Here is a 12,861-nt window from a genome sequence, read left to right as displayed (position 1 = left end):
CGGAGAAAAAAGCATGTCCGAATCCACCGCTCGCGGCGTGCGTGACGGCAGCAAGCGTGTCATCGTCGGCGTATCGCTGTTCGTTCGTGGCGCCGGCCAATCGCTATGGGAAAATGGCATCTTCCAGAACTGCCTGCTGCTGGTGCTGCTGTTGCGCCAGTCGCCGCTCGTCGCCGAAGCGGTGCTCGTCAACGGCGGCGGCAGCAACGCGGCCGATCCTCAGATGATGCTCGACGAATGGAACGTGCCGCTGTGGTCGATGGACGAAGCGCTCGCCCGCTGCGACGTGCTGATCGAGATGAGCGCACAGTTCGACGCAAGCTGGATTGCGCATTTCCGCGCGAGCGGCGGCAAGGTGGTCACGATGCGGGTCGGTAACGATTATGTGATCGACATCGAGCGAGCGATGTTCGACAAGCCGCCCGGCTTCCTGTTCTCGGGTGCGGCCTACGACAGCGTTTGGACGATTCCCGAATTCGAGCGCTCGTGCCGGCACTATCTCGAGACAGGGTTGCGCTCGCCCGTCACGATCGTTGCGCACATCTGGCATCCGGTGCTGTTCGATAAGGCCCGCGCAACGCTCGCCCCGCACCTCGAATTCGGCTATCAACCTGGTAAGCCGCGCTGGCGCGTTGCGATCTTCGAGCCGAACATCTGCATGGTGAAGACCAGCATGATCCCGATGCTGATCGTCGAAGAAGCGTATCGCGCGCAACCGTCGTTTCTCGAAAACGCGCGCGTGTGCAACACGCTGCATATGAAGGAGCACGCAACGTTCGTGAAATTCGCGACGAATCTCGATATCGTCACGCATGGCCTCACGACGTTCGAAGGACGCTTCGCGGTGTATGAGTTCATGGCCGCGTATGGCGACGCGGTGGTTTCGCACACGTGGGAGAACGCGCAAAATTATCTGTACTACGAGCTGTTGTACGGCAGCTATCCGCTGATCCACAATTCGCCGTTTCTCGGCAAATGCGGCTACTACTACCCGGATTTCAACTGCCAGCACGGAGGCCGAGCGCTCATCGACGCGTTCCGCAACCACGATGCGCATCTCGATGCGTACCGGGAAAACGCGCGCGTATTGCTCGACTCGGTCAGCATCTACAACGCCGACAACATCGCCGTCTATACCGACGCACTTGCCGCACTATATCGATAAACGCAACGCGGCCAGGCATCACATCGCGCGGCATGACGGGGCATGGTGCGGCAAACACAGACGCCCGCCGGCCGTTGCCGCATCAGCGGTTTCTGTCGTTGACGAGATTCGCGAGCAGCGTGTCGTATTCGGCAACGAGCGCCGGGCTCTTCGACGTGTAGCGCCGCAGGATCGCCCGCTGCCGCGCCGTATAGCCCTCCCAGTCGTCGTCGTGCTCGCGCAGCGCGCGCAGCAGCGCGTCGACGCCCGCGGATACGTCGTTGCCCGAATAGTAATAGCCGAGATCAGGCGCAAGGCTCGCGTTATGGACAAGCGGGTAGCCCTGCCAACAAACGTCGAAGTAGAAGTAGTTCAGCGGGTTTTCCCACTGGTGCGATACGACGACATCGGAGTATTCGGCAAGGAACGTGGGCGTGTCGTAGCGCCCGACAAAGCTCGCCTTGCTCGCGCGCACGATCTCCAGATAGTTCATCAGCATCGTGAATTCCGGGCTCTCGCGCGCGAGGCGATCGGCGTTCGTCACATGCGTAAATGCGATCGCATCAGGATCGTGGCGATAAACCTCGTCGATGATGAGCAGCGGATAGATGCAGCACTTGACCACGTCGAAGTTCGGCTCCATCACCGTCAGCCGCTTCGCCCGCTTGCCGCTCGGCTGGTATTCGCCATTCCCGGCCAGAAGCCGCGTGCGCTCGCCGAGAAACATCGGATCCCAAACGAACGGCACGACGCGGGCTGGACAACGCCGCAACGACTGCAAAAACGGCAACGACGATTGCGCGATCTGCGGAATCGCCCAAATCTCGTCGTAACCACGATTGATAAAGAGTGATTCCCACATTCGGCGGCCGAATAAAATCGATTCGACCGCGTTGATATATTCGACGCCACAGCAATAACTGACGATTTTCACGCCGCGCGCCTTCAAATACGCAGTCTGCTCGCCGTCGATCTGGCCACCAAGCTCGATTAGTACGTCGAGCGAATCCTTCATTTCGGAAAACGAACGGGTTCCGAAAATCCGGCGGTCCCATGGCAGCGCATCGGTGAGCGGAACGTTAGTGGTATTAACGAGCGTCACGCGATAACCGCGCGACGATTTCATCAACAATTTCGCTAAAAACAGCGCATTTTGCTTGATGCCGTTGATCCACAGGCTCTCATTCGGCTCGCGCAGGCCGATTGTGATGCCAATACGCAAGCCATTTAAATCGACAGGGGGTGTCATCGCATGCCGGAGGCAAGGGAAAGTTCGCAGTGTAGCGCGCCGCCCGCCTGTTGCGTTTTAAGTTCTACCGCCCGCGTCGCGCGCCCCCATAAATGAGTCTAGCGGACATCAAATAATCGGACTGTCAGATATCGTTAAGGTTTGACGCCGTCCGGCTGTCACTCTTTGCCCAAAATCAACAACTGCGCGCCGTCCGCGACCTGATCACCGACCGCATATAACACTTCGCCGACGACGCCTGCCGCCGGTGCGCCGATCGTGTGTTCCATTTTCATCGCTTCCATCACGATCAGCGGATCGCCCTGCTCGACCTTCTGCCCCGGCTCGACGAGCACCGCAATCACTTTGCCCGGCATCGGCGCGGTGAGGCGGCCCTCGCCGTCGGTCGAATCGGCCGCGTGCTCGAGCAGGTTGCGCCATTGGAACGCGCATGCAACGCCCTGGCAGAACACATGGAACGTGTCGCCGTCGACATACACACGCCCGCCCGTGCGCACGCCGCCGAGCGTCACGTCGAAATCGAGCGGGCCCGCGCCGCGCGTCCAAACGAACGGTTGGGCAACGCCGTCGATCTGCAGCGTTTGTCCGCCATCGCCGTGCGCGTAGCGGAGGGCAAGCGCCGCGTCGTCGGCGAGCGCGCACCATTCGAGCGTGCGCGTATAGCCGCCGTTGAGCCGCCAGCTCGACAACGCGCTCCACGGCGACACGGGCTCGCCGCGCCGCGCCGCATCCTGCTCGCGCGCGAACAGCGCCGCGCAGGCCAGCGCGAGCGCGGCAGCCGGCGCATCGCGCGGCGCGAGCAGCGCGTCGCGATGACGCTCGATCAGCCCCGTGTCGAGATCCGCGTCGGCAAATGGCCGACTCTCGACGATGCGCTGCAGGAACGCCGCATTCGTCTGCAAGCCGACGACTTCGCATTCGCGCAGCGCGCGCACAAGCGTCGCCAACGCCTGCGCACGAGTTTCGCCGTGCGCGATCAGTTTCGCGATCATTGGATCGTAAAACGGCGTGATCGCATCGCCCTCGCGCACGCCGCTGTCGATGCGCACGGCCGCGCCGAGCGCAAATTCCACGCCCGCCGGCAGTCGCAGATGCTTGAGCGTGCCGGTCGACGGCAGGAAGCCACGCACGGGATTCTCCGCATAGAGCCGCGCTTCGACCGCGTGGCCGCGCACGCGCAACTGCGCCTGCTGCAACGGCAGCGGCTCGCCCGCCGCGACGCGCAGCTGCCATTCGACGAGATCGAGCCCCGTGACCATTTCAGTCACCGGATGCTCGACTTGCAGCCGCGTGTTCATTTCCATGAAGTAGAACGTATCGCCCGTCATGATGAATTCGACGGTGCCCGCGCCGACATAGCCGACCGCACGCGCAGCCGCGACCGCTGCCGCGCCCATCGCCTGCCGGACGCTGTCCGGCAGGCCCGGTGCGGGCGCCTCCTCGAGCACCTTCTGGTGACGGCGCTGCACCGAACAATCGCGATCGAACAGATAAACCGCATTGCCGAACGTATCGCCGAATACCTGCACCTCGACGTGGCGCGGGCGTTGCAAATATTTTTCGATCAGCACGCGATCGTTGCCGAAGCTCGCGGCCGCTTCACGCTGGCACGACAAGAGCGCCGCAGCAAAATCGTCCGCTCGCTCGACCACCCGCATGCCCTTGCCGCCGCCGCCCGCGCTCGCCTTCAGCAGCACCGGATAGCCGATCCGATCCGCTTCGCGCCGCAACAAATCGGCTGCCTGATCGTCTCCGTGATAGCCGGGCACGAGCGGCACCGCCGCGGCCTGCATCAGCGCCTTCGCGGCAGCCTTCGAGCCCATCGCCGCGATCGCGTCGATGGGCGGGCCAATGAACACGATCCCCGCTTCGGCGCACGCGCGCGCGAAATCCTCATTCTCCGACAGGAAGCCATAGCCCGGATGAATCGCCTGCGCGCCCGTCGCCCGGGCGGCATCGACGATGCGCGCGATTTGCAGATAACTGTCAGCCGCGGCCGCCCCGCCGATATGCACAGCTTCGTCACATGCAGCGACGTGCTTCGCGTGCACATCGGCGTCCGAATAAACCGCGACGCTGGCAATGCCGAGACGTTTGCAGGTTGCGGCCACCCGGCACGCGATTTCTCCGCGGTTGGCGATCAGGATCTTGTCGAACATGGCGGCTCTGGGAATGGATGAAAGTAACGGGTTTGGTCTACAGCAGGCTGGCGCTGGCCTATCCGGCGGCGCGCGGTATCCGATGCCGGACCAACGCGGACATCGGGCATCCGGCGTGCGCCGCGCCTGCGGCGGCGCATTGCCTTGGCGGCCGGATCACGTGCGCCACGCGGGCGCGCGCTTTTCGAGGAACGACGCGACGCCTTCGCGCGCCTCCGCGCCGGCGCGCGTGCGCGCGATGCGCTCGGCGGTATCGTCGATCAGCGCCGCATCCAGCGGGCGGCCCGCCACGTCGCGCACCAGCGTTTTGCACGCGCGCACCGCCTGCGGCCCGTTCGCGCACAGCGCATCGGCGAGCTTGGCGACCGTCTCGTCAAGCGCGCTGGCCGGCACGCGCTCGTGGACGAAGCCAAGCTGCTCGGCTTTCGCGCAATCGAACACCTCCGCGGTCGCAAAATAACGGCGTGCGGCGCGCTCGCCGATCGCACGCACCACGTATGGCGCGATCGTCGCCGGAATCAGCCCGAGACGCGCTTCCGACAGGCAGAATTTCACGTCGTCGGCCGCGACCGCGATATCGGACGCGGCGACGAGGCCGACTCCGCCCGCATAGGCGTCGCCGTGCACGCGCGCGATCACGGGCTTCGCGCAGCGATAGACCGCATCGAGCATCCGCGCGAGCTTGCGCGCATCCGCGCGGTTCTCGTCGTCGGAAAAGCCCGCCATCTTCTTCATCCAGTTCAGATCCGCGCCCGCGCAAAACGCCGGGCCGCGCGACGCGAGCACCACCGCGCGCACGCCTTCGTGCGCATCGAGCCATTCAAACACGGCCGTCAGCTCGGCGATCATTGTTTCGTTGAACGCGTTGCGCACGTCGGGGCGTGCGAGCGTGACGGTCGCGACGCGGCCGCCGTTGGTCACTTCGATCGTTTCATAGCGCATGACCATGCCCTCACATCCGGAACACGCCGAAGCGGGTCTCGCCGATCGGCGCGTTCATCGCCGCGGCAAGGCCCAGGCCGAGCACGTCGCGCGTCTGCGCCGGATCGATCACGCCGTCGTCCCACAAGCGCGCGCTCGCATAGTACGGATGCCCCTGGCGCTCGTACTGCTCGCGAATCGGCTGCTTGAACGCCTCTTCGTCGTCGGCCGACCATTGGCCGCCCTTCGCTTCGATCCCGTCACGCCGCACCGTCGCGAGCACCGACGCGGCCTGCTCGCCGCCCATCACCGAGATCCGCGCATTCGGCCACATCCATAAAAAGCGCGGGCCGAACGCGCGGCCGCACATTCCGTAATTGCCCGCGCCGAACGAGCCGCCGATGATGACCGTGAACTTCGGCACCTGCGCGGTGGACACCGCCGTCACCATCTTCGCGCCGTGCCGCGCGATCCCTTCGTTCTCATATTTGCGGCCGACCATGAAGCCGGTGATGTTCTGCAGGAATACGAGCGGAATCTTGCGCTGGCAGCACAGTTCGATGAAATGCGCGCCCTTGAGCGCCGACTCGGAGAACAGAATGCCGTTATTCGCGACGATCCCGACCGGATAGCCCCAGATGTGCGCGAAACCGGTGACGAGCGTCGTGCCGAAACGCGCCTTGAATTCGTCGAACGCGGAATCGTCGACGATCCGCGCGATCACCTCGCGCACGTCGAACGGCTTTCGCGTATCGGCCGGAATCACGCCGTACAGGCTCTTCGCGTCGTAGCGCGGCGGCAGCGGCTCGCGTGCAACGAGCGGCCCCCGGGGACGCGCGCCGAGATGGCCGACGATGCCGCGCGCGATCGCGAGCGCATGCGCGTCGTTCTGCGCGAGATGATCGGCGACGCCCGATAGCCGCGTATGCACGTCGCCGCCGCCAAGGTCCTCCGCGCTGACTTCCTCGCCAGTGGCCGCCTTCACCAGCGGCGGGCCGCCGAGGAAGATCGTCCCTTGATTCTTCACGATGATCGACTCGTCGCTCATCGCCGGCACATACGCGCCACCCGCGGTGCACGAACCCATCACGACCGCGATCTGCGCGATGCCTTCGGCCGACAAATTCGCCTGATTGAAGAAGATCCGGCCGAAATGATCGCGATCGGGAAACACGTCGTCCTGGTTGGGCAGGTTCGCGCCGCCGGAATCGACGAGATAGACACACGGCAGCCGGTTCTCGGCCGCGATCTCCTGCGCGCGCACGTGCTTCTTCACGGTCATCGGATAGTAGGTGCCGCCCTTGACCGTGGCGTCATTGCAGACGATCACGCACTCGCGGCCCGCGATCCGGCCGATGCCGGTGATGATGCCCGCGCCCGGCGCGTCGTCGTTATACATCCCGTATGCGGCCAGTTGCGACAGCTCGAGAAACGGCGTGCCCGGATCGAGCAGTTGCGCAATCCGCTCGCGCGGCAGCAGCTTGCCGCGCGCCAGATGCTTGTCGCGCGCGGCTTGCCCGCCGCCTTGCGCAAGCCGCTCGATCTTGTCGCGCAGATCGGCGACGAGCACCTCGAGCGCGGCGGCGTTCGCGCGGAAATCGTCGGCGCGCGGGTTCAACTTGGATTCGATGATCGGCATCGCGTAGGCTCCGCGCACGAAATCAAAGCGTTTGCGCGAACAGCTCGCGGCCGATCAACATCCGGCGGATCTCGCTGGTGCCGGCGCCGATCTCGTAGAGCTTCGCGTCGCGCCACAGGCGGCCAACCGGATATTCGTTGATGTAGCCGTTGCCGCCGAGGATCTGGATCGCCTCACCTGCCATCCACGTCGCCTTTTCCGCGGTATAGAGGATCACGCCCGCGCAATCCTTGCGCACCTGGCGCAGATGCCCGCCCGACGACGCCGTATCGAGGTGGCGCCCGACCGCGTACAGATACGCGCGGCAGGCTTGGAAGGTCGTGTACATATCGGCGATCTTGCCCTGGATCAACTGGAATTCGCCGATCGGCTGGCCGAACTGCTTGCGATCGTGGATGTACGGCACCGCCGCGTCGAGACAGGCGGCCATGATGCCCGTCGGGCCGCCCGCCAGCACTGCCCGCTCGTAGTCGAGGCCGCTCATCAGCACCTTCACGCCGCCGTTCAGCTCGCCGAGGATGTTCTCGGCCGGCACCTCGACGTCCTGAAACACCAGCTCGCCCGTATGCGAGCCGCGCATGCCGAGCTTGTCGAGCTTTTGCGCGACCGAAAAACCCTTCATGCCCTTCTCGACGATGAACGCGGTGATGCCGCGCGGGCCGGCGTCGGGCTCGGTCTTCGCGTAGACGACGAGCGTGTCGCAGTCCGGGCCGTTCGTGATCCACATCTTCGTGCCGTTCAGCACGTAGCGATCGCCGCGCTGGTCCGCACGCAGCTTCATGCTGACGACGTCCGATCCCGCGTTCGGCTCGCTCATCGCGAGCGCGCCGACATGCTCGCCCGACACTAGCTTCGGCAGATATTTCTGCTTTTGCGCGTCGGTGCCGTTACGGTGGATCTGGTTCACGCACAGGTTCGAATGCGCGCCATACGACAGCCCGACCGATGCCGACGCGCGAGAGATTTCCTCCATCGCGACCATGTGCGCGGTGTAGCCGAGATTCGCGCCGCCGTACTCCTCGGCAACCGTCATCCCGAGCACGCCAAGCTCGCCGAACTTGCGCCACAGATCCATCGGGAACTGATCGGTGCGATCGATTTCCGCCGCGCGCGGCGCGATTTCCTTCGCGGCGAAATGCGCGACCGAATCGCGCAGCATCTCGATGTCTTCACCGAGCATGAAGTTCACGCCAGGCAGGTTGCTCATGTCTCCTCCAATGCCAGGAAGTTCGGCGAAACGCCGGTTTCTGAGCGATACTCAGATTCGTGCCGCCACAGTTTGAACGCTGTATACAGCGAAAATTTTTGCTAGTTTCGCGCGCCGCCCACGCAATCGTCAATAGTTTTCTGAGCGATACTCAACTATCATCGAAGCCGTTCCAATCCTGCATCTGCGACGCGAATCCGCCCCTCTTCCGTTATGAGCACGCCTGCCAAGACCGACCGCCCAAACACGCCGCGCGCGCCTACCGGCCCCAAATCGCAGCAGCGCGTGCAGGACATTCTGCGCGCGGGGCGCGCCGTGTTCGCAGAAAAAGGCTACGAGCATGCGACGGCCGCCGAGATCGCGCATCGGGTGGGCGTCTCGGAGGCAACCGTATTCAGCTACTTTCGCGGCAAGCGCGAACTCTGCGCGCGCGTGATCGCCGATTGGTACGACGAGATCATCGACGCGTTCGAAACCGGCATGCCGCGCGACGCATCGGTACGCCAGCAGTTCGCGTTCATCGTGCGCACGCACTTGCGGCTGATGCTCGTGCACGGCACCGGGCTGTGCGCGCTCGTGCTGTCCGAGGGGCGCGCGAAGCAGCACGCGCTTGCCGACGAGCTGAGCGCGCTGCAGCGCCGCTACACCGCGCCGTTGATGGACGTGCTCGCGCGCGGCCAGGCCAACGGCCAGGTTCGTGCGGACATGCCGCTGAGCCTGCTGCGCTCGATGGTGTTCGGGCCGATGGAGCACGTGCTGTGGGACGCGACGCTCGGCCACCGCAAGCTCGATATCGACGCGACTGCCCAGCAATTGACCGATCTGCTGTGGGCCGCGCTGCAACCGCCCGCGCCGCAGCGCGAGGCGCTCGCGCGGTTTCGCAGCGACGTCGCGGACGCGATGCGCCGGCTCGACGACGCGCAGCGTGCAAGCGGCGGTTGATTCGATACGCGCCCGATTCGACGAATCGAGCGCAATGTGAGACGATACGCGGCCGTTGGATTCTCGCTTCTTCCCTTCGTCCGCATGAAGTTTTCGATGTCAAATGCGGCCCTGGCCATCTCGCTGCTGAGCCCAGCCTATGCGAGCGCGCAACCGCTCGGCCAGCCGCAACCGGGTACCGCGCGGCAACACCCGCCGCCGCCCCACCATCCGCCGCCGTCCACTCACGCTCACTCGGCCGCGCTGCGCACGGTCCCACGCGCGGCCGCCGCGCCGGCCGCCTACGCTGTGCGCGCCGCGTCGTCGAGCGTCAACGCGCCAAACGCACGATACGCCGCGCCGTTGCAGCGCAACTTCGCACACGCACAGGAATACAGCCGGCTCGACGAATGCGACAAGCTCGCATCGCAAATCGACAATCTGCTGCGCGCGAGTACGTCGGGGGCGCCTGCCGCGCCGCTGTCGCTGCGCGCGCCGGGCGCGGCTTACGATCCCACGCCGGGAGTGATTCCCGCCGCGCCCGTCTATCTTCCGCCGCCGTCCCGGCCGCTGCCCAAGCAGCAAGGCCGCACGCCGCCGAATTTGCCGCCGGCATACCCGTCCGCGCTGCATCACGCCCCCACCGCCGTTCCCATGACGGAAAAGGACAAGAAGCAGCAACGCGAGCGCGGCGACAGGCACTCCGCGCTAGAAGCCCGCTACCGGCAGCTGAACTGCCGTCCGTAGCCCGCAAACGGCCGGGCGCGGCCCGAGCGCGTTCGCACGTCAACCAGTAAGATGGTGCCGATCGCGGCGCGCTCCCGCGCCGCGCCCATCGAGTCCATTCATGACCGACAGTCATCTGACGGCCGCGCTCGCGTCACACTTTGCGCGCGTCGCGCTCGGCCACCTGACGCGCGAATACCCGAACCGGATCACGCATTCGCTCGCCGGGCCGCAAGACGTGCGCAGCCCGCGCGAGCTGCATCCGATCTTCTACGGCAGCTATGACTGGCATTCGTGCGTGCACGGCTATTGGCTCGTCACGCATCTGATCGCGCGCTTTCCCGATTTGCCGGAAGCGGCGCGCATCGCAGCGGTCGTCGACGAGCATTTCACCGCCGCCAATGTCGCCGGCGAAGCGGCCTACCTGAGCTTGCCGCACAACCGCAATTTCGAGCGCCCTTATGGCTGGGCGTGGCTGCTCGCGTTGTCCGCGCAACTCGCGTCGATGCGCTCGGTACAAGCACAGCGTTGGTGCGCGACGCTCGCGCCGCTCGCCGGTATCGTCGTCGAGCGCTTTGTCGAGTTTCTGCCGAAGGCGACTTATCCGGTGCGCGTCGGCACGCACTTCAACACGTCGTTCGCGCTGTCGCTCGCGCTCGATTTCGCGCGCGTTACCCAGCATGCGGCGCTGGATGCGCTGATCGTCGATACCGCGCGCCGCTGGCATTTGCGCGATGCGCATTGCCAAGCCTGGGAGCCGAGCGGCGACGAGTTCCTGTCGCCTGCGCTGATGGAAGCGGAACTGATGCGGCGCGTGCTGCCCACCGACGAATTCCTGCCGTGGTTCAACGCATTTCTGCCCGCGCTCGCCGCGCGTGAACCCGCAGCACTATTCACGCCGGCGACCGTCACCGACCGCAGCGACGGCAAAATCGCCCACCTCGACGGGCTGAACCTGAGCCGCGCGTGGTGCCAGCGCTCGCTCGCGCGAGCGCTGCCGCACGACGATCCGCGCCGGGCCGTGCTCGCCGAGGCAGCCGAACGGCATCTGGCGAGCGCGCTGCCGCACGTGACGGGCGACTACATGGGCGAGCACTGGCTCGCGTCGTTCGCGACGCTCGCGCTGGACGCATAAGGCTGCGTGCGGATGCCGCCGGCCGATTCGCGCCGGTGAGCCGCCCGCGCGGGAACCGCCCATGACGGCGGCTTCGGCCGCCGGGAGATGGGTGCGGGCGTGGAGCCGCCGGATTCGAGCATCGCACTGCGTTCGGCCCGGCTCAATACGCAATTCGCCATCGCGCCACGGCCCCGCGCGAATCACCCGCCGGATCAGCCCGATATCGCCTCGAGCGCGATGCCTTTCGTGCGCGGCCCCATCAGCCCGATCGCGGACATGACGATCGCCATCGCGCCCGCGATAAACACGAACACGCCCGCCGTGCCGAATCCCTTCAGTACAGCCGCGATCGCAAAAGACGTGAAGATCGCCGAGAACCGGCTCCACGAATAGACGAAACCGACAGCTCGCGCACGGATCGCCGTGGGGAACAGCTCCGCCTGATAAGCGTGGAAGCTGTACGACATGATGTTGTTCGCAAGCGTCAGCCCCACGCCCAGCGCGACCAGCAGCCACGCCGACGACGTCTGGCTGAACAGCAGCCCGCAGACCATCGCCGCTCCCGCCATCGCGACGATCACGGTCTTGCGCTCGAAACGGTCGGCGATCGCGAGGCCGATCAACGGGCCAATGGGCGCGGCGAGCGCGATCACGCTCGAATACAGCAGGCTCGTCGTCACGGTGATCCCCTGCTTGACGAGCAGCGTCGGCACCCAGTTCGCGAAACCGTAGAAACCGACGGTCTGAAACACGTTGAACACCGTCATCATCAGCGTGCGCTTGCGATACGGCGGCGCCCACATCGCGCTGAAACGGCCGCGCGGCGCGACCGGCTCGACGGGCCCGGGCGGCGGCAGCGGCCGGCCATGCTCGGCCTGGACCTTTGCCTCCAGCGCCGCAAGCACGCGCTCGGCCTCGTCGAGCCTGCCCTGCTGCGCGAGCCAACGCGGGCTCTCCGGCAACTGACGGCGAATCCACCAGACGAAGATCGCGCCGTGCGCGCCGATCAGCACGACCCAGCGCCAGCCGTCGATGCCGAACGGCGCGCGCGGCACGAGCAGATAAGCGAGCAGCGCGACGACCGGCACCGCCACGAAGCCGACCGCTTGCTCGCAGGCGAACGCGCGCCCGCGAATCTGCTTTGGCACAAGCTCGGAAATATACGTGCTTGCAAATGACGTTTTTACCTTTTAAATCAATAAGTTTTGATGAAAAATAGGGCAGGAAAATGCGTCACAAAACGGTGCGATGCACAGTAATAAAATCAATGAGTTAGCAGGTAGTTTTGAACACGATCAAAACCGCCTGTCATGAAGCCACCTCATCAACCGCCCCCTTGCTGCCCCGCATTCGGCTGCTCAAGCTCCACATGGCAGACATAGCCCTCGGTATCGAGAGCGTGCTCCACGCGCGTCGCAATCCACGTGGTCGGCACCCCGTCGCGCCACCCCCGTAAATTCACTTGCGACTCGGCCCCCAGGTCGGCGCGCCCCGGACACGTGAGCGTCATTTTCAGCATGCCCCGCGTGCGTTTGGCCAACTCGGCCTTCGCGGCAGCCACCGCCTGATCCTGCGTCGGGAAATATTGCTTGATGCGCCGCACCGGTTCACCTTAATGCCATCAAGCGTCACGGTCTGACCATCAGGAAGATATCGGCCGATCAAGTCGAGCGCGACGACGCCGACATCGGCACTCGCCAGCTTGACTTGTGTGAGCCGAAAACGCGGCTCCCATGCCGCCAGCGCTTCAGCAGTCGCCGCGTACAAGTCCACGATCG

10 protein-coding genes and 1 pseudogene are annotated in these 12,861 nt (G+C 65.1%); 4 read left to right on the top strand and 7 right to left on the bottom strand.

Annotation, left to right across the window (positions count from 1 at the left end; all coding sequences use genetic code 11):
- Positions 1 to 13 precede the first annotated feature (13 nt).
- A complete protein-coding gene (locus WS68_RS05530) occupies positions 14 to 1,165 on the top strand; it encodes a DUF2827 domain-containing protein (RefSeq protein WP_059569843.1) in 1,152 nt (383 codons plus the stop codon).
- 82 nt (positions 1,166 to 1,247) lie between these two features.
- Here WS68_RS05530 and WS68_RS05525 read toward each other — a convergent pair whose 3' ends face one another.
- From WS68_RS05525 to WS68_RS05505, 5 genes are all read right to left on the bottom strand, one after another.
- Positions 1,248 to 2,393: a DUF2827 domain-containing protein gene (locus WS68_RS05525; RefSeq protein ID WP_059569842.1), complete on the bottom strand. Its 1,146-nt coding sequence runs from the start codon at positions 2,391 to 2,393 to the stop codon at positions 1,248 to 1,250.
- 158 nt (positions 2,394 to 2,551) lie between these two features.
- The gene (locus WS68_RS05520; protein ID WP_059569841.1) at positions 2,552 to 4,552 is read right to left on the bottom strand and encodes an acetyl/propionyl/methylcrotonyl-CoA carboxylase subunit alpha; all 2,001 of its coding nucleotides are present in this window, start codon (positions 4,550 to 4,552) and stop codon (positions 2,552 to 2,554) included.
- 156 nt (positions 4,553 to 4,708) lie between these two features.
- A complete protein-coding gene (locus tag WS68_RS05515) occupies positions 4,709 to 5,494 on the bottom strand; it encodes an enoyl-CoA hydratase/isomerase family protein (protein ID WP_059569924.1) in 786 nt (261 codons plus the stop codon).
- Positions 5,495 to 5,504: 10 nt separating this feature from the next.
- A complete protein-coding gene (locus WS68_RS05510; RefSeq protein WP_059569840.1) occupies positions 5,505 to 7,112 on the bottom strand; it encodes a carboxyl transferase domain-containing protein in 1,608 nt (535 codons plus the stop codon).
- 22 nt (positions 7,113 to 7,134) lie between these two features.
- Positions 7,135 to 8,319 carry an isovaleryl-CoA dehydrogenase gene (locus tag WS68_RS05505; protein ID WP_059569839.1) on the bottom strand — a complete coding sequence of 395 codons (1,185 nt, stop codon included), beginning with the start codon at positions 8,317 to 8,319 and terminating at the stop codon, positions 7,135 to 7,137.
- 213 nt (positions 8,320 to 8,532) lie between these two features.
- On the opposite strand from WS68_RS05505, the gene WS68_RS05500 reads away from it, so the two are divergent.
- The 3 genes from WS68_RS05500 (at position 8,533) to WS68_RS05490 (ending at position 11,101) form a co-directional block, all read left to right on the top strand.
- Positions 8,533 to 9,261, top strand: coding sequence for a TetR/AcrR family transcriptional regulator (locus tag WS68_RS05500; protein WP_059569838.1), 729 nt, complete (start codon positions 8,533 to 8,535; stop codon positions 9,259 to 9,261).
- Between the two features lie 96 nt (positions 9,262 to 9,357).
- Positions 9,358 to 9,987 carry a hypothetical protein gene (locus WS68_RS05495; protein ID WP_156429349.1) on the top strand — a complete coding sequence of 210 codons (630 nt, stop codon included), beginning with the start codon at positions 9,358 to 9,360 and terminating at the stop codon, positions 9,985 to 9,987.
- Between the two features lie 100 nt (positions 9,988 to 10,087).
- On the top strand, positions 10,088 to 11,101 hold the full coding sequence (locus tag WS68_RS05490) for a DUF2891 domain-containing protein (RefSeq protein ID WP_059569836.1): 1,014 nt from the start codon (positions 10,088 to 10,090) through the stop codon (positions 11,099 to 11,101).
- Between the two features lie 194 nt (positions 11,102 to 11,295).
- On the opposite strand, the pseudogene WS68_RS05485 reads toward WS68_RS05490, so the two are convergent.
- A pseudogene (locus WS68_RS05485) lies at positions 11,296 to 12,249 on the bottom strand (MFS transporter); the annotation flags it as partial.
- A 158-nt stretch (positions 12,250 to 12,407) separates the two neighbouring features.
- Positions 12,408 to 12,686, bottom strand: coding sequence for a hypothetical protein (locus tag WS68_RS05480; RefSeq protein WP_059569835.1), 279 nt, complete (start codon positions 12,684 to 12,686; stop codon positions 12,408 to 12,410).
- Positions 12,687 to 12,861: the final 175 nt, after the last annotated feature.

The sequence above is a fragment of the Burkholderia sp. TSV86 genome, from assembly GCF_001522865.1.
Classification (GTDB): domain Bacteria; phylum Pseudomonadota; class Gammaproteobacteria; order Burkholderiales; family Burkholderiaceae; genus Burkholderia.
The sequence above is the reverse complement of the archived record's forward strand: the minus strand, read 5'-3'. Positions and strand labels throughout refer to the sequence as shown.